Origin of the sequence: Arthrobacter sp. LjRoot14, assembly GCF_964253905.1 — a bacterium.
Taxonomy (GTDB): domain Bacteria; phylum Actinomycetota; class Actinomycetes; order Actinomycetales; family Micrococcaceae; genus Arthrobacter.
This window is the reverse complement of record NZ_CAXURL020000001.1, coordinates 1919831-1941607: the sequence shown is the minus strand read 5'-3', so window position 1 is coordinate 1941607 and position 21777 is coordinate 1919831. Positions and strand designations below refer to the sequence as shown.

17 protein-coding genes and 1 tRNA gene are annotated in these 21777 nt (G+C 62.9%); 5 read left to right on the top strand and 13 right to left on the bottom strand.

What is annotated here, in order from left to right; all coding sequences use genetic code 11:
- Window positions 1–9: 9 nt before the first annotated feature.
- The 4 genes from ACSQ12_RS08770 to ACSQ12_RS08755 are packed head-to-tail and all read right to left on the bottom strand — an operon-like array spanning window position 10 to window position 4641.
- Window positions 10–1470, bottom strand: a complete 1461-nt coding sequence (locus tag ACSQ12_RS08770; RefSeq protein WP_436065059.1) for an ATP-binding protein — start codon at window positions 1468–1470, stop codon at window positions 10–12.
- On the bottom strand, window positions 1467–2957 hold the full coding sequence (locus ACSQ12_RS08765; protein ID WP_436065058.1) for an SCO6880 family protein: 1491 nt from the start codon (window positions 2955–2957) through the stop codon (window positions 1467–1469). The genes ACSQ12_RS08770 and ACSQ12_RS08765 overlap by 4 nt, the downstream gene beginning before the upstream one ends.
- A complete protein-coding gene (locus ACSQ12_RS08760; RefSeq protein WP_436065057.1) occupies window positions 2950–4341 on the bottom strand; it encodes a type IV secretion system protein in 1392 nt (463 codons plus the stop codon). Before ACSQ12_RS08760 ends, ACSQ12_RS08765 begins: the two co-directional genes overlap by 8 nt.
- 12 nt (window positions 4342–4353) lie before the next feature.
- Window positions 4354–4641: a hypothetical protein gene (locus ACSQ12_RS08755; RefSeq protein WP_043480665.1), complete on the bottom strand. Its 288-nt coding sequence runs from the start codon at window positions 4639–4641 to the stop codon at window positions 4354–4356.
- A gap of 540 nt (window positions 4642–5181) precedes the next feature.
- On the opposite strand from ACSQ12_RS08755, the gene ACSQ12_RS08750 reads away from it, so the two are divergent.
- On the top strand, window positions 5182–6642 hold the full coding sequence (locus ACSQ12_RS08750) for an ATP-dependent nuclease (protein WP_436065056.1): 1461 nt from the start codon (window positions 5182–5184) through the stop codon (window positions 6640–6642).
- A 563-nt stretch (window positions 6643–7205) separates the two neighbouring features.
- Here the strand turns inward: ACSQ12_RS08750 and ACSQ12_RS08745 are convergent.
- The 3 genes from ACSQ12_RS08745 to ACSQ12_RS08735 all read right to left on the bottom strand — a co-directional run bounded on the left by ACSQ12_RS08745 (window position 7206) and on the right by ACSQ12_RS08735 (window position 9878).
- On the bottom strand, window positions 7206–8321 hold the full coding sequence (locus ACSQ12_RS08745; protein WP_436065055.1) for a C40 family peptidase: 1116 nt from the start codon (window positions 8319–8321) through the stop codon (window positions 7206–7208).
- Window positions 8321–8836: a hypothetical protein gene (locus ACSQ12_RS08740; protein WP_436065054.1), complete on the bottom strand. Its 516-nt coding sequence runs from the start codon at window positions 8834–8836 to the stop codon at window positions 8321–8323. Before ACSQ12_RS08740 ends, ACSQ12_RS08745 begins: the two co-directional genes overlap by 1 nt.
- Window positions 8837–9095: 259 nt before the next feature.
- Complete coding sequence (locus ACSQ12_RS08735) at window positions 9096–9878, bottom strand: hypothetical protein (RefSeq protein WP_436065053.1); 783 nt, start codon at window positions 9876–9878, stop codon at window positions 9096–9098.
- Between the two features lie 311 nt (window positions 9879–10189).
- Between ACSQ12_RS08735 and ACSQ12_RS08730 the strand changes: the two genes are divergently transcribed.
- A complete protein-coding gene (locus ACSQ12_RS08730) occupies window positions 10190–10513 on the top strand; it encodes an ArsR/SmtB family transcription factor (protein WP_230116641.1) in 324 nt (107 codons plus the stop codon).
- Here ACSQ12_RS08730 and ACSQ12_RS08725 read toward each other — a convergent pair.
- Window positions 10467–10970, bottom strand: a complete 504-nt coding sequence (locus ACSQ12_RS08725; RefSeq protein WP_436065052.1) for a hypothetical protein — start codon at window positions 10968–10970, stop codon at window positions 10467–10469. The two genes, ACSQ12_RS08730 and ACSQ12_RS08725, sit on opposite strands and share 47 nt — an antisense overlap.
- Window positions 10971–11198: 228 nt before the next feature.
- Between ACSQ12_RS08725 and ACSQ12_RS08720 the strand changes: the two genes are divergently transcribed.
- Window positions 11199–11534 carry an ArsR family transcriptional regulator gene (locus tag ACSQ12_RS08720; protein WP_436065051.1) on the top strand — a complete coding sequence of 112 codons (336 nt, stop codon included), beginning with the start codon at window positions 11199–11201 and terminating at the stop codon, window positions 11532–11534.
- Entirely contained in the window at window positions 11531–11776 is a 246-nt protein-coding gene (locus ACSQ12_RS08715) for a hypothetical protein (protein WP_104174899.1), read from the top strand. The genes ACSQ12_RS08720 and ACSQ12_RS08715 overlap by 4 nt, the downstream gene beginning before the upstream one ends.
- A gap of 17 nt (window positions 11777–11793) precedes the next feature.
- On the opposite strand, the gene ACSQ12_RS08710 is transcribed toward ACSQ12_RS08715, so the two are convergent.
- Both ACSQ12_RS08710 and ACSQ12_RS08705 read right to left on the bottom strand, forming a co-directional pair.
- Window positions 11794–12924, bottom strand: coding sequence for a tyrosine-type recombinase/integrase (locus ACSQ12_RS08710; protein ID WP_436065050.1), 1131 nt, complete (start codon window positions 12922–12924; stop codon window positions 11794–11796).
- 88 nt (window positions 12925–13012) lie between these two features.
- Window positions 13013–13094, bottom strand: a tRNA-Leu gene (locus ACSQ12_RS08705).
- A 207-nt stretch (window positions 13095–13301) separates the two neighbouring features.
- On the opposite strand from ACSQ12_RS08705, the gene ACSQ12_RS08700 reads away from it, so the two are divergent.
- Complete coding sequence (locus tag ACSQ12_RS08700) at window positions 13302–13907, top strand: ANTAR domain-containing response regulator (RefSeq protein WP_011691554.1); 606 nt, start codon at window positions 13302–13304, stop codon at window positions 13905–13907.
- 160 nt (window positions 13908–14067) lie between these two features.
- Here the strand turns inward: ACSQ12_RS08700 and pyk are convergent, their stop codons facing one another.
- The 3 genes from pyk to gltB form a co-directional block, all read right to left on the bottom strand.
- The gene (gene pyk / locus ACSQ12_RS08695; protein ID WP_436065049.1) at window positions 14068–15558 is read right to left on the bottom strand and encodes a pyruvate kinase; all 1491 of its coding nucleotides are present in this window, start codon (window positions 15556–15558) and stop codon (window positions 14068–14070) included.
- 87 nt (window positions 15559–15645) lie between these two features.
- On the bottom strand, window positions 15646–17103 hold the full coding sequence (locus ACSQ12_RS08690; protein ID WP_436065048.1) for a glutamate synthase subunit beta: 1458 nt from the start codon (window positions 17101–17103) through the stop codon (window positions 15646–15648).
- Window positions 17096–21712 (bottom strand): glutamate synthase large subunit, encoded by a 4617-nt coding sequence (gltB, locus tag ACSQ12_RS08685; RefSeq protein WP_436065047.1) that lies wholly within the window; start codon window positions 21710–21712, stop codon window positions 17096–17098. Before gltB ends, ACSQ12_RS08690 begins: the two co-directional genes overlap by 8 nt.
- Window positions 21713–21777: the final 65 nt, after the last annotated feature.

Sequence of the window (21777 nt, the reverse complement as noted above, 5' to 3'; positions counted from 1 at the left end):
CTGTGGCATTCAGATCATCCGGTCGTCGGTGCCGAAAACTTCAAGCTCATCGGTCGTGACCCGGTTCGCCACAATGAAGGAACGGTTCCCTACCTTCCAAAGGCCAACACCCTTGGGGAGGTTCTCTACATGCTCGCATTCGGCCTCCGACAATCCCAAGGCTTCTTTGGTCAGTCGCATGGCGTCGTGCTTTTGCCGGTAGATGATCCTGGTGTCCGCCTCGGTCAGCAAGCCGAGTGCCTTCTGCCGGTGCCCGCTGGAACTGTCTCCAATTTCGTTGAGGTCGGCCACTTTATGCATGATGAGCAGATTCGCTATGCCGTAGGTGCGGGCAAGCCGCCACTGCTCGCTCATTTTGGCGAGCATGTACGGGTCGGCAAGCATGCGCCAGCCTTCGTCGTACACCACCAGCCGTTTGCCGCCGTCGGGATTGGTGACGGCTGCCTCCAGCCAAGTGGCACCGCACGCGGCGGCCAGGGACAATGCTTGCTCCGAGGCGCCGATGAGCGCAGAAGTGTCCATCACCATCATGGGCGCATCGGCGTCGAAAGCGACCGTAGACGGGGCGTCAAACATGCCTTCCAGGTCACCGGAGACCGTCCGCCTCAGGGAGTGGCTGACCGCCAGTCCCCCATCTTTGCCCACCAGCCCGATCGTTTCCTTCGACGGGTTCAACAGATGGTCCAGAACCATCGGCAGCGTCGGATTCGAGTTCTCGGCTACCGTCTCCATGAGAGCCATATCCAAGGCAGTGTGCTCCACCGGACGGAGGGGCATCCCCTGCCGCATGAGAGAAACCAGTGCCACCAACAGGTAACGACGGCGCTGGCGCACCACGGCCTGCCACTGCGCTTCACTCAAGGCACTGGACCGCGGCCCTGCGTCTAGTGGATTGACGCGGGCGGCTCGACCGGGGCCTACGGAAATGACCTTGCCGCCAACCGCATTGGCAACGGCAACCCATTCCCCTTTGGGATCGGAGGCGACGGCGGCCTTCCGCCCCAGCGTTATGGACCTCGCCACCAAGGACTTTCCGCACATGGATTTCCCGGTCCCCACCGTGCCGATGACAACGATCGAGGGTCCGCTGATGACGCCCTTGTCATAGAGAATCCACGGATCGTAGGAAAACGCTCCCGACCCGAAGACGTCCGTGCCGATATATGTGCCTTCGTGGCCGAGCCCCGATTCTGTGATGAACGGATACGCTGCAGCGAAGGTCAGGGTCGACGCACGGTGTGGCGCCGGGCGCAGGCGGTGCGGACCACGCAGGGAGGCAGGCTCCCTGCTCCCCCAGTCTCCGCCGTGCTCGGCGGTCTCCAGCCGGGTGCCGACCATCTCGCCCGCCCGATTCAGAGCGGCCGCCCACGGTTGGCTGTCAGCGGCAGCCACACGCCGACGTCGTTCCTTCCGCTCCTTGCGGTTCACGCCGGACGGCACGTATTCAACCGACTGATTTGTCCGCGTCATCGCAACCCCCGCCCGAACGGGAGCGCACCGGCGACGAATGCAGCCCATTGCTGCCCGGCCAGTACGCGCAATTCGACGAAGGCTCCCGCGGCCGCCGACTCCAGTTCCTGCCGGTGGCGGGCCAGGTCCTCCAAGGTCCCTGCAGTAACGGTCACGTAGGCAGCGGGCCTTACGTCTCCGTGTCCTGCGACGATCTCCTCCTCGCGCTGGGCGACCTCTTCTTCCTCAGCCCGTTGCTCGCGGGTCAACGGTCTGTCGAAGCGGGTATTGATGCGGCGCCTGGTTTCATGGGCTTCCTGGGCGGAACGGATGTCCCGCAGCGCCTCGGTTGTGGGCACGGCCCGAATCACCTCCGTCACCGTGTGCCGGAAGTCGCCCACATAAATCAACGGATGGAGGAAACCCGGAAATACCTTCTGCCGTGGCCACTCAGCGATCCAGAACGTTTGATGAAAACCGGAATCCGTTCGTACGTAGGTCCAGTGCTCTTCCACGGCCATGGGCCCCGCAGGCATGTTAGGCGGCACGGAGTCTCGGGGTTGTGATTCCTTCTTGGCCTGCTGCCCTGCCCGGCTTGCCACGGCGGCAGGATCGAAGGCGCCCCGAACGACGTCGAGGATTCCGCCTTCCGGCAGCCACTCCTCCACCTTGACGCTGTGCGTCCCCAGCGCGGTGGTCATGGCCTCGACCTCCAGACGAAGTACCCGTTCAACACCGGCCAGTCCCCCGCCAGACTCTCTGATCCGACGTCGTGCCTTGCCCGTATCCACCACAAGTGCGATCAGGAGATCGTGGCTCATCGTGGACCCGGCTGCCGAAATCAGATCCTCGTACGCGCGCTGACCCCACGTGAGTTCGCTCGAGGCGCCCGCCAGCCCTGGGGACGCAATTTCGTAGAAGTCGCGCAGGGCGGTGGACGGATACGGAACCGTGTAGTCCTGCACGGCGATTCTCGCGAGGCTTGTTCGCTGGGCCATGCCAGCCTGTACGCGGGACCAGGCCTGAACGGCCCATGCTTTGTCGTCGCTGTCTAACAGCGCAAATGACCGGGTGCTGCAGCGAAGTACGGCTATCGCCTCCCTGCCGCGGGCGTCCACGATGAAACACTCACCTCGCGAGGTCCGACGCAATTCCAGGTTCCCCAGCCCTCCCGGAAGCGCCAGCCGTCCGGCCAGGACTGCTCGTTCAGGTCTGGTGAGAAACCGTGTTTGTCCGGCCATCGATCGGTAGAAGAACAGGACGGCATGGCTGGCCCATACCGGGTACGGAATCCGTGAATACTGCAACAAGCCGAGGAGCATCAGCCCCAGCCACAACGGCCCCGACGCGAACAAGCCGATCGGTCCTTGAGCTGCCGATGCCAGGCTTGCCACGACGACGCCGGCCGCCAGCAACAGCAACTGATACCACTTCAGGCCCATGAACAAGCCGCGGCGCTCGTAGCGGGGGAATTTGACTGCCTCAAGGGTGCGTGAAGTTTCAGACATGGAAATCACCGTCGGTTGGGGGCTGGATGACTCGTGGCCGGTGTATGGGAGGCTGGACCGTCGGGGCGATCGGTGGTGCGTCGTTTGGTAGCTTTGACGACGACGGCCGGGGTGGCTCGCTTGGGGCCTTGCCGCCACTTCTGCTTGCCGACGCCGAGGCAGCCGCGGCCGGGCGGGGCTGTGCGCCGCCTCCTTGAGGCGGGGCGGGGGCGGCAGTTGTGGTGCCGGCGTCGAGCATCAACGCACTGGCGTTGGCAGCTTGGGCCGATGACGGCGTTGCACCCGTTGGCCTTCCCGGAAGAGGGGCTCCCGCCGGCAAGGTGCGTGTGGGGAATTGATGACGGCTCGACTGGATCGGTCGGGTCATCGCCGAACGGCCAGCCATTGCCGCCAGGGTGAAACGGCCACCGATCTGGCGGCTGATCTGCCGGGCAGTAAAACTAGAAGTCCGAGAGAGGACGTGACCGCCACCGGCAGTTTGTGCGGCCGCGGCCAGCTCACCTCCGGCGAAACTCACCAGCCGCAGTGACATCAGAGGCGCACCGCAGGCCAGAGCCATGCCCACAACGCCAGCGGCCAGCCCGGCGAACGACTTCGACTCGGCAAAGAGCTTGATGGCCACGGCCAGCACCGTTGCGGCAAGCGGTTTGGCGAGCAGCAAGGCAACGACGATCTCGCACCACCTACGGGCCCAGGTTTTCGTCTTCTCCCATGGCATCAGCATGAGAGCGACCGGAGCGACGGCGGCGAGCACGATGAGCGCGAAGGACCGGAAGATCATCGAACACATCAGGATGAACGCCAGGATCCAGACGACAATGACAGCCATCACCGTGACGACGACCGCCCCGGCCGCGCCGCCGGCGGTTCCCGGGGCCAACGACACGACATTCCATTCCCGCCCGGAGTCCGCCGGGGCCCGCTCGAAACCAAAGAGCCGCATGAACACCAGGTAGGGATCCGTCCCCATGGAGTCGAGCAGTGCCGTAGCTGCGGAATCTCCCACCTTGGTGAGCTGGCGGACAAGGTAAACGGCACCGGCCACCAGAGGAATGGCGGCCGCACCGCCAACCAGGGCTCGCACCAAGCGTCGGGGTTGCTGGCTAATCAAACCGGACAGCAGCTGGAGAATCATGGCGACGACCAGCGGCGTCATCATGATTACAACCCACCAACTCGTCAGCCCTTCAACGGCCGTCCATTGAGAATCATCGACATCAGAGACACTAAACGCACCGGTGACGAAGGACCAGATCCAAGATGCGGTGCCTTGGAGAATGTTCGCGAAGAACGACGTGATGGAACCTTGGACGCCGTCGTTCGCTTGCGAGACAAGACCACAACCGGGCGGCCACCATCCGTCCAGATCGCACTGAACCGGCATGACTGACTGGACCTAGAATCCCAGATTGAACGCCGACTGGGACCAGAGAATGTAGCCATTGATCCCGCCCAGTATCGCCGCCACCGGCCCTGTCCAAAGCAGGATCATGCCGCCGCCCGACGCGAGCCTCGATGACTGGCTGAGCTTGCCTGCCAGGAGCATCGCGGCTCCGACGATCGCCACTATCGCGATCACAATGAAGGCCCCGACCAGGATGCCTCCGCCGATCTGCTTGAGCGATTCGAGAAAGGGGAAGTTCGTGTTTGGGGTGATGCCAGGATCCACTGCTGCCAGAAACATCGCGCGCTCCATCTGTCGTCTTCCAGGGGAATGAGGGGTTTGGGCTCACGACTTCATGGAGGTAGCGGAGTGGGGCGACATGACCTTCTGCATGCCCTGATACAGACCTGTGCAGCGTGTGCACGGATTCGCTGCGTGATCTGGCTACGCCCCCGCCGATCGGGACGCAGTTTCGGCCGAGCGGGGAATGACCAGCCCGCTGCTTTCGAGCGGTTTCCGAAGAGGCTTCGGGGTTTGCGAGTCCAGTTTCGGCCCGGTAAGGGTCTACCAAACAGCCGAGGCGATGGCCCTGGCCATTCCAGCCTTTTTACGCATGAATATTCCGCTGGACCTCCCCCGGCGGCCGACAAACTGCATCACCTGCGTAGTCTCCCCTATGCTTGCCGGGTGAATCTTCGAACACGCATCACGGGTATAACGTCCAACGCAGGCGACCATGTCGAACTCTCAACGGCCGGAGTGACATGCTTGGTCGGCGGAAACAATGCAGGTAAATCCCAGACGTTGCGGGACATCGCTGCCCTAGTGCAGGGGCCTCATATGAACACAGTCGTCATAAGCGAACTGGAGCTGGACAAACCGGCAGGGGCAACCCATGCGGAGGTTGAGGGTTTTTTGAAGTCGACCGCTGCACCGGAACCTCAGCAGCAAGTGATGTCCGGGGCTCACGTCCGGTATTCGCCCCTTCAGGGTGGCTTCCACAGCGGGGGCGGCCAGATGACAGTGGCCGACTTTCAGGCGATATTTCATGCAGATGAGCGAGGCCTCGGTGGTACTTCCCCCTTCTTCCTTCAGCACTGGACAGCCGGGTCATTGGTTCACTTTGCGAGCTCGGGATTGGGGCACTTTGGCGTAGGACAACCGGTTGGTTCACCCATGCAACGCCTTTATCGAGATGGGGACTTAGAGGCAGAGATTTCAAACCTGGCCTACCAAACATTCGAGCAACATCTAACTCTCGATCGGGCGAATCTTGATGTAAGGCTGCGCATGGGGCGAGTGGAGATCCCAGTGCCCCCCATTAGCCACCCCACTCAAGAATACGCGGACGCAGTGGCCGCCCTGCCTCCATTGGAGGTCCAGGGTGATGGTGTTAAGAGCTTCCTTGGGCTTGCGTTGGCCGTTGTTGCCGGCAAGTCGCAAATTATCCTCGTTGATGAGCCAGAATCCTTTCTTCACCCCGGGCAGGCTCGGGCCCTCGGCCGCTGGCTGTCGGATCAAGCCGGTCGCCGTGACATTCAGCTAATCGTTTCAACCCACAACCGTGACTTCGTTCTTGGTCTCGCCTCCGGGGGCAAGGCTTCCACTAGGTTTGTGAGGGTGGTCCGAGATGGAGAGGTCAACAGACTGCACGAACTGCCGCCGGGTGAAGTTTCATCCGCTTGGGAGGATCCCGTACTCCGCTACTCCAATCTCCTTCAAGGGCTTTTTCACCGGCGGGTTGCCATATGTGAGTCCGACGCGGACTGTCGCTTCTACGGGGCGGTCCTTGACGAGCTCGCTTCAGCGACCAACCGCAGAGCGCAGGCCGACGACACCCTGCTTGTCCCGAGCGGAGGTAAACATCGCATAGCCGCATTGGGAAAAGCACTTCAGCGTCTCGACGTCGAAACCCACGCTTTCGTAGACTTCGATGCTCTACGGGAGAAAGCGACCATCCGAGGCATCGTTGAGTCCCTCGGAGGAGTCTGGACGAGCAGGCTAGAGGCAGACTTCATCTCGTTCGTCCAGCCCGTGCAGTCTCAGTCGCTATGGGGCGAGTTGAAGCGCCAGGGTATCGCCGGAGCACCGTCAGGGGCTACGTACAGCGCCGGGCTGAGGCTCCTAGAGAGCCTCGATAGGCTGAGAGTCCATGTCGTTCGAACGGGCGAAATGGAAAGTTTTGACCGGTCAATTGGTGAGCACGGATCAGCGTGGGTAACCGCTGCTCTAGAAAAAGGGGTGCATCGAAGTTCAGATAGCGCCAGGGCCGTTGTCGAGAAGCTACTCGGGGAGTCATAACTCCGGAGATCGGAGCAGAGCAAGATGGGCTGCACGATGGATGCCTGTCTCTCGTGCGTGAGGTGCCTGGAACGCCTTGAACGGTCATGACAGCAAAGCCTAGACTCGCCTCAATCCACATGCGGAGTGCGATGTTCATTGGGTGAGCCCGTAGGTGGTTTCTGTCGCCCAGATTGTGGGCATGGGAAGTATTCGAACATATGTTCTATACTTTTACGGTGATCAAGCGTGGTACTCCCGACGACTCCGAGCGCATGTTTGCCCGGATCCAAGCCGAAGAGAGCCGACCGATTGATGACCCAGCTCCAATCCGAGAATTCCCAAAGTACGGCCGGCCTCTGGTCTACGTGAGAGGGATCTACGGCAAAGCTGTGGGATGGACGCACACCTACGGCTTGATTGAATGGCTGGACTCTTCAGGAAAGTACCACCTTGGCTGGGCACACTCATCGAGCATCAAGCGGGTGACACCGGAAGAGTGGAAGGGTGAGAGCGGACTGTAGTAGTCCTTGGAGACCGCTCACGCGGGCCCGAGTGCTGCACACGATGCTCCGGACCAATTATCAGGTCACTAGATCGAAATAGGCCGTATCTGAATTCCAGGCGATCGGATGCAGCAGCGTCCCCACAGAGGGGTTGAGCGCGCTGTACATCATCCCGTCGCCGGCGTAGATGCCAACATGACCCCAGTTATTTTGTCCCTGTGCGTTCTGGACGACTAGGTCCCCTGGCTGCGGGTTGTTCGTCCGCACCCCAACCCTCCATTGCTCCACCCTTGGGAGGTTGATTCCGGCTTGCCGATAGATCCACTGGACGAAGCCGGAGCAGTCCCACGCTTTGAAGGCCGTCCCGCCCCACACGTAGGACCCACCGACGCCGGTTTGGGTAAAGCGAAGGATTTCCTTGCGGATCTGGCTCAGATCCGCCGATGCTGTTGTCGGCGCTGAGCCGGTCGGCGTATCGACGCAAGGAGAAGGCGTCGTCCCGCCGTCGAGGGCATCAACGATGGCCGATGCTTCCGGCTCCCATCGCGCGTACAGCTCGGGAAAGGCCGACACCTGAACAGCCTGGGCAGCCTGGCCTTTGCTCATGGATTGCCATCCGGGGATGTCCAGAAGCCCGCGAGGGCTCCCCTGGTTGGGACCAGACGCTCCCCCATAGAAAGCCCGCACGTTATAGATGGGATCCATCAGCTCTCCGACACTCCCCCATCCAGCAGCTGGACGTTGTTGGGCCGTGCCAAGAGAATCGTGATCGCTTCCGATACCGTCATGCGGATAGTTGAGAGATCCGGGGACGTTCACGTTGGCCAGCACTCTGAGGCTGGATTCCTGCAGAGCCATCATGATTGCTATGATCTGCCCATCTCGCGGTACGCCCAACTGCTTGCCGACTGAAATGTAGTCCCCCGCGAGGCTCAGTTGCCGGGCCGTCAGGTTGACCGGCGGCTGGCTGCTCTTGCCGATGTCCAAGGCGCCACCCACGTCGGCGCCGCGCTGACCACTCAACCCTGCTCGCGAGCAGATCGAGCTCGTGCTCGCCGCGTTGGCGCCGAGCACCGCAACGGCCGCGCAGAGTGCAAAAGCACCCGCCAGAATCACAGCCGTGGCCGCAGCCACCAGAGCCCGGAGGATTATCCGGCGCCTCGCCAGGAGAGCCACCATCGCCGGAGCCGGCATTAGTAGACGATCCTGTTCGGCGCGGCGTAGAAGCCGACCATGATGCAATGATCCGCAGGTGCACTGGCGGCTGGCGGACAGTTGACCATGACGCTGACTGGAGCCGCATACGAGTTGCGGGCAGAAATTGACTGATCCACGACGCGAAGAGAGACCGTGCAAACGTGGAGTCCCGCCCAGGGCGCCGGTCGCTCGCGCACCTTGGCGAGCTCACTGTCACACATCATGGATTCCACCGTTGCCGAACGGTACGCCTGCTGCCCGGCCAGATACTGATAGGTTCCGGCATTGATCCCGGTCGCTTCGAACTCCTGGACAAACACGGCCAGCGGATTGGACCCGTCAGGGAGCACATGCCACCAGTTGCGGAGGCCGGAGTACACCTCGGAGTACGAAGCCCCACGCGTGTCCCACGTATAGACAGCTGTGGCCGCTGCCGATGCCAACTTGCGGAAGTCCGTCGTGCGAGGCACGCCGTACCCGTCGTGTCCTTCGACGGCGGCGGCCGTCGTCATAGTTTCTGGCTGCGGCCCAGCGGGGACGGCCGTGGAACTCTGGGGAGTCGGCGCCGTCGACAGCGCTGGACCTGGCTCAGGTGCGGGCCTCGGGGTAGGCCGCGTCAAAGCGAACAACACGGTTGCAACACTCAAGACTACGAACACTAGGAACAACCATCGCCTTCGGCTGCTTGAGCCAGGCGTTGCAATTCTCGGGGTCAACGTCATTCCCCCCTCCTCGCCAGTTCATAGCAATTTGAGCGGCTGAGGACATGACTTAGCGTGGAGGTCGCCTTGCACTCTGGAGAATCCGCCAGGCCGTTTGATACAGCCGCCGGGCGAATCCAATCTGCACGGCCACGTAGCGCTCAGTGACGCCGAGTTCAGTAGCCAACGTCGCCAAAGCCCTGGCACGGTCTGGCCCTCGCAAGTCGGGACGAACGATGGTTACCGCAGTTCGACGGAGCACGGGCGTGGGCAGGCATTCTGCCGCACGCTGGCAGACGTCCCCGATATTGCGGATCTCTTTTGGCTCAACCTCCAGCGCGTTTCGAACAGTCCTCGCCGTCTGGCGCACCACCGTCGCCGCATGCCAGCGGCGGCGGTCCTGGGGCGAAGGGGGACCGTACTGGCGTGGCCCGGTCAGACTGTCAACGGCAAGTACCCAAACTTGCCCCGGCACGCTTGCCCGCGTCAGTTCGATAATCGTTCGCGCCCACTCCTGATCGATGATTTTCTCAGCACTTCGATCCACGCCACCGATACCGAGAATCGCGAGCGCATCGAGCGACGCCGGACCGTCCGCATCCCCGGGCTCGATGAGCAACGGGAACGTCTGATGGCTCAGTTCCCTGCGGATGTGCGCGGCGCACACGTTGGCGCACACTCCCTGGACCCAGGCCCCGAAGGGAACACCTGGGAGTTGCCGATAATGGCCACGGGTGACGCCATCCCACACCGCTACCCGGATGTCCTGCATAACGTCGTCCACGTCGCAGGCCCGGCCGATTCGGGACAGATGCGAAACGACATATCGGCGCACACCGTCAACGGCGACCATGATCTGATCCACCGGGACTGCCAGCGCGGTCGGCGCTGTCGGCCTGTGCAAGGAAACATCAACGGTAACTGCATTTGCTTCGTCATGGTGGGCCTGATTCGCTCTGGCTTCGACTCGCACGGATCTTCACCGCTTCGACTAAACGCTTCCAATAAGTCCGGTGACGGCACGCCCGACACCTCAAGAATGGCCGCTAAACCAGGGCCGACCACGAATGCAATAAGGCTATGCAAACTATTCTCAAGGATAATTAAAGTATCGTCAAGACGACGGGTCTTACTTTTCTTCGAAGTGTAGATGAGAATGGTTCCATGCCAAGGATTACCCAGCCTCACGACGACGCCTGGTCAGTTGACGTCGAGGCCGCCGTCGCGACCTTTGGCAACCGTTCACGGAATGAGATCCTTCGCTACCTTTCGGCGCACGGGCCGGCCTCCCGTGGGGACATTGCGGCATCAGTCAGCGCCGGCGAACCTAGTGTGGCCAAGCACCTGCTGGCATTGGAAGAGTCCGGCGCCATCGTAGTCGATGTCGAACCAGGCCGCCGCCACGGCCGATCGCCGCGCTATTCAGCCAACCCGGCAAGGATCAAGGAATTGCTGGCGGCTCATCATGACTATCTTCTGGAGGGCTAGCCGCCCCCTGCTCCCCGCCCGGGTGGCGCCCAATATCCTTGTTGAGATATTCAGAGATGGCCTGCAAGGTCTCCGGTGATACGTCCCCAAGGGTTCGGGCGGCGAAGGTCTTCACACGGGCCGCACGCAGGGACTTGACGAACTCAAGCTGGGAATCAATGCGTTGGGGCAAGGCTGCATCATCGCCAGTCAGATAGGACGGGTCTACCTTGAAGATGTCACAGAGGCCAGCCAGCAAAACCGGATCGCTGACCAGGCGGCCAGTCCCTTCTTTCATGTAGAACCAGCGCGCGCGGGACAATTTGATGCCCCTCCGGGCAAGGTCTGCTTGCACTTCCCTGAACGTCACCGGTTTCCCGCGCTCTGCAACTACAACGTCGAGCAGCAGATTCAAACGACGGGCGAGCTGGGCCTGAGGCGACAGCCCCGCACCGTGCCCTGTCTCGTCAATCCGCATAACCGCCCCTTGATCAGCCAGTTCAACACCGGCAGTCCAGTCAGGTACTGCCCCCGCCTTACCGCCCAGTATTCCGCGAGTCATGCGCGTCGGCAATCAGGGTCCCGGTGCCTTAGAAGATTCATGGGCAAAAACAAGCCCTTCCATCATGACCTCAGCAGGGGTAACCTGCTGCTGTAGACCCGTCTACAGCAGCACGCTCCCTTCATTCCTTAGGTTCCGGTCTCCATGTCGAACATCCTGATGAACCGAACGCGAAGCCAAATTGTCCGTTTCTTACTCAAGAACGGTCCATCAACGTGCAGCGAAATCGGAGCAGAGCTGCAGGCATCGCCGTCGACCATCCGCCGGCAGCTCTACTTCCTTGGCAACGCAGGCCTCGTGCAGCGCGCCTCCAGCCAGTTCACGGCTTCTCCGGAGCAAGTGCAGCGCCAGACCGATGACTTTGCAGCGACTTTCGGCAACGCGGTCATGCAGCCGGATGGACCAGCTCCGATGAACTATGGCAGGACTCAGCACGGAGCACTGCCGCAGCGAAATCACGAAAGGATCGAAGAAGCATGAAACTCGAATTCTTCGAGCCGGCCGAGGCTGCCTCGGTCCTCAAGTGCTCAGAGGCATGGCTCCGCGAAGGGGCCGCCAAGGGAGAGTTCCCGCATTCCGTCTGGGGCAAAGGAAAGATCGTCTTTACGTCTGTCCACTTGAAAGAGATTGCCCAGCTGCGCGAAGTCCGGTCAACGAGTGCATCCCCGGCCTCCGTCCGAATGATCGGTACCCGGGCCCAGGCACGCCAGAAATACTCCTAGTTTGGCGACTGCCGCAGCTACCCACGCCAGACAACGGCTGAACGCTCGACGGCGTCCGCAGCATCCTGGAGGGCCTGAGGCATCAGGTGGCCATAGACCTGCTCCGTTGTACGAGTGGACGCATGCCCCAGGCGCCTGGAGATAGTGAACAGAGAAACGCCGTCCTGGATCAGCCAGGACGCGTGAGTATGGCGTAGATCGTGAATCCGCGGCGACTTGTTCAGCCCACGCGCCTGCGCCGCCTTGACCGCCGGAACCCAGTAGTGATGCCAATACAGCTTGTGAATGATCCGCTCACCCTTCGGCGTCGTAAACAAAAGATCCGAACCAGGCCGGCTGGCCACCAGGGGAATGAGCACCTCCACCAAATGCGGGTTCAAGGAAACCGTCCGTTTGCCGGCACCCGTCTTGGTCGCACCGATGTAGTACTCGGAGTCAGCGCCACGTTTCCACGCCTTATTGATCCGCATGGTTGCTGGCTTGGACATCAGGTCCACGTCTGCCACGGTCACGGCCGTTGCCTCGCCAAAGCGGGTTCCGGTCATGACCAGGAACTCAGTGAAAGCCCTGTACCGCTCCCCCATACCCTCAAGGATCATGCCGAATTCAGCGTGCGTTAGGAACCGTGCCTCATCCTCAGCTTTTTCACCCGATGGGAGCTGAACGTGCCGACAGGGATTGTCTTTCCGGTAGCGCAGCATGACGGCGGTCTCCATGGCCGCGAAGATCAGGCCATGGTTGTTCTTGATGGTCTTCGGAGACCTGCCCTTTTTCTGCATCGTCTTGATCCAGTAGGTCAGGTGCCGGTAGTCGAGCTTGTCCACGGGAATGTGGCCGATGACGTCCGCGATGTGCAGCTTCAACATCGTCTGGTACGTGTGGACCGTCCCGACGGACGGGCGCACCAAGAGGTCGATGTGCTCCTGGATCACCGCAGCCACAGTCGGTGATTTGGTCTGGTTCTTGACCATCGCATGCTGGGCGATTTCGAAGGACTGATTGTTCGCGTCGAGGAGGCGCTTCAGCGTCTGGGCTTCAGCCGACGTAGCGAGGGTGATCCCCTCTTGTTTTCGCGTCTCGGGATTCCGCCAGCGGACCGTAAAGGACGTCGATCCATCCGATTTTTTTCGTTCCCAAACGCTGGCCATGCCCAAAATTCTAGGCTTCGTGTGCACAAAAAACGAGCTTTTGTGCACACTCTCGGGGTCGAAACCCCGCTGACCTGCGGAAACACTGTGCCCGAGGTGGGACTCGAACCCACACACCTTTCGATACCGCATTTTGAGTGCGGCGCGTCTGCCAATTCCGCCACTCGGGCGCGGATTACACGGAAGTAACAATCTTAGGCCCACAGCCAGGTTGTGAGCAACGCGATCGCCTCCAGTGCGCGGAATTACTCTACATGCAGATAGGCTGAATTCCAGAATCGCGCCAGTGAAGCCGCAACGAACCCAAGCAGTTCCAAGTACAACGGCGGGCACAACTAAGATGGACTAGTTCCCGCCGTACCTTTCAAGGAGTTCCCGTGTCAGAACAGACGGAGTCAAACCCCAACACCCAGCCGGCGCGCCGCGTTATTGTCGCCGAGGACGAGACCCTTATCCGCCTGGACATCATCGAAATCCTCCGGGGCGAGGGCTATGACGTCATCGGCGAAGCGGACAACGGCGAGAAGGCCGTCCAGCTCGCTGAGGAACTCAAGCCCGACCTCGTCCTGATGGACGTCAAGATGCCTGTCATGGACGGCATCTCGGCCGCTGAGAAGATCGTCAAGGCCCGCATCGCCCCCGTGGTCCTCCTCACGGCCTTCAGCCAGAAGGAACTCGTAGAGCGCGCCCGCGACGCCGGAGCCATGGCCTACGTGGTGAAGCCGTTCACCCCCGCGGACCTGATCCCCGCCCTGGAAATCGCACTCTCCCGCCATGAGGAGATCAAGGCCCTCGAAAACGAGGTCTCGGACCTCCAGGAGCAGTTCGCCACCCGCAAGCTCGTGGAGCGCGCCAAGAGCCTGCTCACCACCAAGATGGGCCTTACCGAACCCGAGGCCTTCCGCTGGATCCAGAAGACCTCCATGGACCGCCGCCTCAGCATGCGCGAGGTCGCCGAAACCATCATCAACCAGGTCAACTAAGCTCACGGCCCCGGCCGGCCACGTACGACGACGGCCTGCCGGGCGCCTGCCACCCGGCACCACCGGGTTAGCAGCAAGACAAAAAGGGAGGCTCCCCGCCAATCGGCAGGGAGCCTCCCTTTTGTTCTGCGTGCGACTCGCGCCGCACGCAGGGGACGTACTAGGCCTTCTTCTTCCTTTCCGGCCAGGGTCCGAGCTTTTCCTTGTTGCTAACGCCTTCGCCGGAGCGGCCGGTGTCGGTAAGGTCGCCCACCTTGTGCACCTTCAGCGAGTTGGTCGAACCGGCCTTTCCGGGAGGCGAACCGGCAGCGATGACCACCAGGTCGCCGTCTTCCACCAGGTTCAGTTCCAGAAGGCTGCGGTCCACCTGGGCGGTCATTTCGTCGGTGTGGTCCACCATGGGGACCAGGACCGGCTGAATGCCCCAGGTCAGTGCGAGCTGGTTCCACACCTGCTCCACCGGAGTGAACGCGAAGACCGGCCGGACCGGACGCAGGCGGGAGAGGCGGCGTGCCGAGTCACCGGACTGGGTGAACGCACAGATGTACTTGGCGTCCAGCTGGTCGGCGATTTCGACGGCGGCACGCGTGATGGCGCCGCCACGGGTCTTGGGCTTGGTGCCCAGCGGGGGTACGCGCTCCAGGCCGTGGACCTCGGTGGATTCGATGATCCGTGCCATGACCTTGACGGTCTCGATCGGGTACTTGCCCACGCTCGTCTCGCCGGAAAGCATAACTGCGTCGGCGCCGTCGAGCACTGCGTTGGCGCAGTCCGAAGCCTCTGCACGGGTGGGGCGCGGGTTGTCGATCATGGACTCGAGCACCTGGGTGGCGACGATGACCGGCTTGGCCCAGCGGCGGGCCAGTTCAATGGCGCGCTTCTGGACGATCGGCACCTCTTCGAGGGGCAGCTCCACACCGAGGTCGCCACGGGCCACCATGATGGCGTCGAATGCGTCGATGATCTCGTGCAGCTGGTCAACGGCCTGCGGCTTCTCGATCTTGGCGATCACCGGCACGCGGCGTCCCTCTTCGTCCATGATTTCGTGGACGCGCTTGATGTCCGAAGCGTCACGCACGAAGGACAGGGCAACCATGTCCACGCCGCGGCGCATGGCCCAGCGCAGATCGTCCTCGTCCTTTTCGCTCAGCGCGGGGACGTTGACGGCAACACCGGGCAGGTTGATGCCCTTGTTGTTGGAGACCATGCCGCCGACAGTCACCTGGGCGACCACCTTGACGTCGTCGACCTCAAGGGCCCGCAGGGCGACCTTGCCGTCGTCGATCAGCAGCGCATCTCCGACGTTTACGTCGTCGGTCAGGCTCTTGAGCGTGGTGGAGCAGATGTCCTTGGTGCCCGGGACGTCTTCCGTGGTGATGGTGAAGATGTCGCCGACGGCCAGCTCGTGCGGGCCGTCAACAAAGCGGCCCAGGCGGATCTTGGGACCCTGGAGGTCAGCCATGATGGCCACGGGCTTGCCGAGCTGCTTCGATGCCCTGCGGACGTTCTCGTACGTCACGTCGTGCACCGAGTAGTCGCCGTGGCTCATGTTCATGCGGGCAACATCCACGCCGGCTTCAACAACTGCGAGGGTGTTCTCGAAGCTGGAAATAGCCGGTCCGAACGTTGCCACGATTTTTGCGCGTCTCATATACCTACCCTATTGGTCTGTTTCTGGATTGAAGTTGTACCGCTGGTGAACTTCCGTGGTCCCCCGATTGTGACTGCAGAGTTGTGACTAGAGAACGGCGATCGCCCGATCGGTTGGGGCAACCGGGGCAGGCAGGATCGTGGTTCCCATCAGGAACTTGTCTACCGCCGCAGCGCAGGCGCGGCCTTCGGCGATGGCCCACACAATGAGCGACTGTCCGCGGCCGGCGTCACCGGCAACGAACACACCCTCGGTGTTGGTCATGTAGTAGCCGTCACGTGCCACGTTGCCGCGGCCGTCGAATTCGGCGTGGACCTGGTCGGTGATACCGGCAGGCTCCGCACCGGTGAAGCCCAGGGACAGGAACACCAGGTCCGCGGGAATGATCCGCTCGGTGCCTGCCTTGGGGAGCCGCTTGCCGTCCACGAATTCCGTCTCGGCAACCTTCACGCCGGTCAGCTTGCCGTTTTCGCCGACGAACTCGACGGTGGAGGCCAGGTACGTCCGCTCGCCGCCTTCTTCGTGCGCACTCGCCACCTCGAAGAGCGTGGGGAACGTGGGCCAGGGCTGGTTCGGGGTGCGTTCCACGGACGGCTGCTTGCCGATCGCCAGCGTGGTCACGGATGCGGCGCCGTGGCGGTGCGCGGTGCCGAGGCAGTCCGCACCAGTGTCGCCGCCGCCCAGGATCACCACGTGCTTGCCCTTGGCATGGATCTGGTCTTCGACCTGCTCCCCCGCCACCACACGGTTGGCGGGAACGAGGTAATCCATGGCGAAGTGGACGCCCTCAAGCTCGCGTCCCGGAATCGGCAGGTCGCGCGGCACGGTGGCACCGGTGGCAACCACCACCGCGTCGTAACGCCGGCGGAGCTGCTCCCAGGTCACGTCACTGCCCACGGCCACGCCGGTGCGGAAACGGGTGCCCTCGGCCTTCATCTGCTCAAGGCGGCGGTCAACCTGCTCCTTCTCCATCTTGAAGTCGGGGATGCCGTAGCGCAGGAGCCCGCCGATCTTGTCGTCGCGTTCGTACACGGCAACGGTGTGGCCCACGCGCGTCAGCTGCTGGGCAACTGCCAGGCCGGCGGGGCCGGAGCCCACCACTGCCACGGTCTTGCCCGTCAGGCGGGTCGGCGGCAGCGGATTAACCCAGCCATTGTCGAAGGCCTGATCGATGATGGAAACCTCAACCTGCTTGATGGTCACCGCAGGCTGGTTGATCCCCAGCACGCAGGACGCCTCACAGGGAGCCGGGCACAGCCGGCCCGTGAACTCCGGGAAGTTGTTGGTGGCATGCAGCCGCTCAATCGCTTCCTCGCCCTTGTCCCGCCATACGAGGTCGTTCCATTCGGGAATCAGGTTCCCCAGCGGGCAGCCCTGGTGGCAGAACGGCACGCCGCAGTCCATGCAGCGGCCGGCCTGGCTCTTCAGGACACCCTTTTCCTGGGCCTCATAGACTTCCTTCCAGTCCATGATGCGGACGGGAACGGGACGGCGCGGCTGGGTTTCACGCTGACGTACTTTCAGAAATCCGCGTGGATCAGCCACCGGTCACCTCCAGGATTCGAGACCATACTTCTTCGCCATCGGGGTCCAGGCCCTCTTCGATCGCGTCAAGACGTGTCTGCAATACGGCCGCGTAGTCGCGCGGCAGGACTTTGGTAATGCGGGCTGCGGTGTCGTCGAAGTTTTCGAGCAGCCGCTGCGCATGCAGCGATTCCGTCTCTTCAACATGCTTGACCAGGAGGCCATGGACGATGTCGCGGTCCTCGGCATCCAGTTCGCGCAGCTGCAGTTCGCCGGACTCCAGCGCCTGCTTGTTGACGCGGGTGGTCCGCAGGTCCAGCACGTAGGCCGTTCCGCCGGACATGCCGGCACCGAAGTTGCGGCCCGTCCGGCCGATGATCAGCGTCTGGCCGCCGGTCATGTACTCGCAGCCGTGGTCGCCGATGCCTTCGACAACTGCCGTGGCGCCGGAGTTGCGGACCAGGAAGCGTTCGCCCACTTGGCCCCGCAGGAACATCTCGCCGCTGGTGGCACCGTAACCGATCACGTTGCCGGCGATCACGTTGCTCTCTGCCTGGAACACGTTGGTGCGGTCCGGCCGGACGATGATGCGGCCGCCGGAGAGGCCCTTGCCCACGTAGTCGTTCGAGTCGCCGAACATGCGCAGGGTGATGCCGGCAGGCAGGAAGGCGCCCAGCGACTGGCCCGCGGTTCCGGTCAGCGTAATGTCGATCGTGTCGGTCGCCAGGATGTCCGTACCGAACGTCTTGGTGACGACGTGGCCCAGCATGGTGCCCACGGAGCGGTCCGTGTTGATGACGTCCACAGCGATCTTCACCGGGGTGCGGTCGGTCAGCGCCTCGGCGGCCATGGTGATGAGCCGCTGGTCGAAGTGCTTGTCCAGCTCGTGGTTCTGGCCGGTCAGGTTGCGCAGCGGGGCGTCGTCGTCGAACTCGAGTCCGTGCAGGATCGGATCCAGGTCCAGCCCTTCGGCCTTCCAGTGGCTGATCGCTTCACGGGTGTCCAGCATTTCGGCGTGTCCGATGGCCTCTTCGATGCTCCGGAAGCCAAGCTCCGAGAGGATCTCACGGACCTCTTCAGCCAGGAACTCGAAGAAGTTGACCACGAACTCCGGCTTGCCGCTGAAACGGGCGCGCAGCTCGGGGTTCTGCGTGGCCACGCCCACCGGGCAGGTGTCCAGGTGGCAGACGCGCATCATGATGCAGCCTTCAACCACCAGCGGGGCCGTGGCGAAGCCAAACTCCTCGCCACCGAGCAGCGCGGCGATCACGACGTCGCGTCCGGTCTTAAGCTGGCCGTCCACCTGCACCACCACGCGGTCGCGCAGGCCGTTGAGCATCAGGGTCTGCTGGGTCTCTGCGAGCCCCAGCTCCCACGGGACGCCGGCATGCTTGAGCGAGTTTAGCGGCGAGGCGCCGGTACCGCCGTCGTGACCGGAAACCAGTACGACGTCGGCCTTGGCCTTGGTGACACCGGCGGCAACTGTGCCGATTCCCACCTCGGAGACGAGCTTGACGTGCACCCGGGCCGAAGGATTGGCACGCTTCGCGTCATAAATCAGCTGGGCGAGGTCTTCGATCGAGTAGATGTCGTGGTGCGGGGGCGGGGAAATGAGTCCGACGCCGGGGGTCGAGTGGCGCGTGCGGGCAACCCAGGGGTACACCTTCTGCGCCATCAGCTGGCCGCCTTCGCCGGGCTTGGCACCCTGCGCCATCTTGATCTGGATGTCGTCGGCGTTGCTCAGGTACAGGCTCGTGACGCCGAAACGGCCGGAGGCAATCTGTTTGACGGCCGAACGGCGTTCGGGATCCAGCAGGCGGTCCACATCCTCGCCGCCCTCACCGGTGTTGGACTTTCCGCCCAGCCGGTTCATGGCGATCGCCAGGGTCTCGTGGGCTTCCTTGGAGATGGAGCCGTAGCTCATGGCGCCGGTGGAGAAACGCTTGACGATGCTGGAGACGGGCTCCACTTCCTCGAGCGGCACCACGGCACGTACACCGGTTTTGAACCTCAGCAACCCGCGGAGGGTCATGAGGTTCTCGGACTGGTCGTCCACGCCGCGGGTGTACTGCTTGAAGATGTCGTAGCGGCGTTCACGCGTGGCGTGCTGCAGCCGGAAGACCGTCTCAGGGTTGAACAGGTGCGGCTCGCCGTCGCGGCGCCACTGGTACTCGCCGCCGCCGAGCAGCGGGCGGTGCGGCTGCTCGATGCCGCCCTCCGGGTAGGCCATCTGGTGCCGCGCGGACACTTCAGCGGCGATGACGTCGAGTCCGACGCCGCCGAGCTGGGAGTGGGTGCCGGCGAAGAATTCGTCCACCAGTTCCTGGCCGAGGCCAAGGGCTTCGAACGTCTGCGCACCGGTGTAGGAGGCAACCGTGGAGATGCCCATCTTGGACATGATCTTCAGGACGCCCTTGCCGAGGCCCTTGATCAGGTTGTAGACGCCGTCCTGCGGGGTCACGCCAACAACGTCGCCGCTGCTGATGAGCTGTTCCACGGATTCCATGGCCAGGTACGGGTTCACGGCGGAGGCGCCGTAGCCGATCAGGACTGCCACATGGTGGGTCTCGCGGACGTCGCCGGCTTCGACCACCAGGGCGGTCTTGGTGCGGTTGGCGCTGCGCAGCAGGTGGTGGTGCACGGCGCTGACCAGCAGCAGCGACGGGATGGGCGCCCACTGGGCGTTTGAGTCGCGGTCCGAGAGCACCACGTACTGCACGCCGCGGTTGATGGCACCGGACACCTGCTCGCAGATTTCCGTGAGGCGGGCACGCAGGGCGTTTTCGCCGCCTTCGGGGCGGTACAGGCCGCGGACCTTCATGGCGATCCTGTCGCCGTCGGGCGTTTCGATGTTGGCGATCTTGGCGAGCTGGTCGTTGTTGATTACCGGGAACGGCAGCGAGACCTGCGGCTGCCGGACCTGCTTGGTGTCCAGCAGGTTGCCGTTCGGGCCGATGGCGCACATCAGGGACGTGACCAGCTCTTCGCGGATGGCGTCCAGCGGCGGGTTGGTAACCTGCGCGAAGGACTGCACGAAGTAGTCAAAGAGGAGCCGCGGGCGCTTGGACAGCACGGCCACAGGAGTGTCCGACCCCATGGCGCCGAGGGGCTCGGCACCGGTGCGGGCCATCGGACCCAGCAGGATCTTCAGCTCTTCAGTGGTGTAGCCGAAGGTCCGCTGGCGGATGTTCACGGACGCGGCGGTGTGCACCACATGTTCGCGTTCCGGCAGGTCGTTGAGGTCGATCAGGTTGTCCTTAACCCACTCCGCCCACGGGTTGGCGGCAGCGACTTCGGCCTTGACCTCCTCGTCGTCGATGATCCGGCCGGCTTCGGTGTCCACCAGGAACATCTTGCCCGGGGAAACCCGGCCCTTTTTGACCACCTTGGAAGGTTCGACGTCGATGACGCCCACCTCGGAGGCGAACACCACCAGTCCGTCTTCGGTGATCCAGTAACGGCCGGGGCGCAGGCCGTTGCGGTCAAGCGTTGCGCCCACCAGGCTGCCATCGGTGAAGGAAACGGCAGCAGGGCCGTCCCACGGTTCCATCAGCAGGGAGTGGTATTCGTAGAACGCCTTGCGGGCAGGATCCATCGTGGCGTGGTTTTCCCAGGCCTCCGGGATCATCATCATGATCGAGTGCGTGATGGGACGCCCGGAGAGCCAGAGCAGCTCTGCCACTTCATCGAACGACGCCGAGTCGGAGGCACCCGGGGTGCAGATGGGGTACAGCTCCTCGGGGGAATCACCCAGGAGCGGGTTGGCCAGCTGGGACTGGCGCGCGCGCATCCAGTTCCGGTTGCCCTTGACAGTGTTGATTTCACCGTTGTGGGCGATGGTGCGGAACGGCTGGGCAAGCGGCCAGGACGGGAACGTGTTGGTGGAGAAGCGCGAGTGGACGATCGCGAGTTTGGTCTTGAAGCGCTTGTCCGAGAGGTCCGGGTAGAACGGCTCAAGCTGGGCGGTGGTCAGCATGCCCTTGTAGACGATGGTCCGGGAGGACAGCGACGGGAAGTACACGCCGAACTTGTTCTGCGCGCGCTTGCGGATGCGCCAGGCCCGTGAATCGAGTTCGTTCCGCTCCAGCACTTCCCCGGTGGTGGAGGCAAAGAACGGCTGCGAGAAATAGGGCATGCATGCACGCGCCATGGCACCGACCAGATCGGCCACGATCGGGACCTCGCGCCAGCCGAGGACCGTAAGGCCTTCATCGGCTGCAAGGCCTTCGATGCCGGCTTTGGCGGCATCGGCTTCGCGCTGCTCGGCCGGCAGGAATGCCGTACCCGCTACGTACTGTCCGGGCGCCGGAAGCTCAAACTCGGTGACGGCGCGGAAGAACTCGTCCGGGATCTGCATCAGCAGTCCGGCGCCGTCGCCCGTTCCTTCGTCGGCGCCTACGGCACCGCGGTGCTCAAGGTTGCGCAGGGCGGTCAGGGCGGCGTCGACGATGTCATAGCCGGGCTCCCCGCGCAGAGTGGCAATGATAGCCAGGCCGCAGGCGTCCTTCTCCTGCTCCGGGTTGTAGAGCCCACCGGCCTCCGGCAGCGCCGCGAACCGCTTGAACGGCGACATGGCGGCTGCAGGCTGGTTCGGTTCGGACCAACTGGGGCTGTGAAGAGTTTGGGTCATGGGAGACGTCCTTCCTCCTGATCGAGCGTATGGAAGGGACAACGTTGGCCCCACTCGCGGTGCCT

Excerpts from the sequence above, each read along its gene's own strand:
- ACSQ12_RS08770 (WP_436065059.1), bottom strand. The coding sequence starts at position 1,470 with ATGACGCGGACAAATCAGTCGGTTGAATACGTGCCGTCCGGCGTGAAC.
- ACSQ12_RS08765 (WP_436065058.1), bottom strand. The coding sequence starts at position 2,957 with ATGTCTGAAACTTCACGCACCCTTGAGGCAGTCAAATTCCCCCGCTAC.
- ACSQ12_RS08760 (WP_436065057.1), bottom strand. The coding sequence starts at position 4,341 with ATGCCGGTTCAGTGCGATCTGGACGGATGGTGGCCGCCCGGTTGTGGT.
- ACSQ12_RS08755 (WP_043480665.1), bottom strand. The coding sequence starts at position 4,641 with ATGTTTCTGGCAGCAGTGGATCCTGGCATCACCCCAAACACGAACTTC.
- ACSQ12_RS08750 (WP_436065056.1), top strand. The coding sequence starts at position 5,182 with ATGAACACAGTCGTCATAAGCGAACTGGAGCTGGACAAACCGGCAGGG.
- ACSQ12_RS08745 (WP_436065055.1), bottom strand. The coding sequence starts at position 8,321 with ATGCCGGCTCCGGCGATGGTGGCTCTCCTGGCGAGGCGCCGGATAATC.
- ACSQ12_RS08740 (WP_436065054.1), bottom strand. The coding sequence starts at position 8,836 with ATGACGACGGCCGCCGCCGTCGAAGGACACGACGGGTACGGCGTGCCT.
- ACSQ12_RS08735 (WP_436065053.1), bottom strand. The coding sequence starts at position 9,878 with ATGGTCGCCGTTGACGGTGTGCGCCGATATGTCGTTTCGCATCTGTCC.
- ACSQ12_RS08730 (WP_230116641.1), top strand. The coding sequence starts at position 10,190 with ATGCCAAGGATTACCCAGCCTCACGACGACGCCTGGTCAGTTGACGTC.
- ACSQ12_RS08725 (WP_436065052.1), bottom strand. The coding sequence starts at position 10,970 with ATGCGGATTGACGAGACAGGGCACGGTGCGGGGCTGTCGCCTCAGGCC.
- ACSQ12_RS08720 (WP_436065051.1), top strand. The coding sequence starts at position 11,199 with ATGTCGAACATCCTGATGAACCGAACGCGAAGCCAAATTGTCCGTTTC.
- ACSQ12_RS08715 (WP_104174899.1), top strand. The coding sequence starts at position 11,531 with ATGAAACTCGAATTCTTCGAGCCGGCCGAGGCTGCCTCGGTCCTCAAG.
- ACSQ12_RS08710 (WP_436065050.1), bottom strand. The coding sequence starts at position 12,924 with ATGGCCAGCGTTTGGGAACGAAAAAAATCGGATGGATCGACGTCCTTT.
- pyk (WP_436065049.1), bottom strand. The coding sequence starts at position 15,558 with ATGAGACGCGCAAAAATCGTGGCAACGTTCGGACCGGCTATTTCCAGC.
- gltB (WP_436065047.1), bottom strand. The coding sequence starts at position 21,712 with ATGACCCAAACTCTTCACAGCCCCAGTTGGTCCGAACCGAACCAGCCT.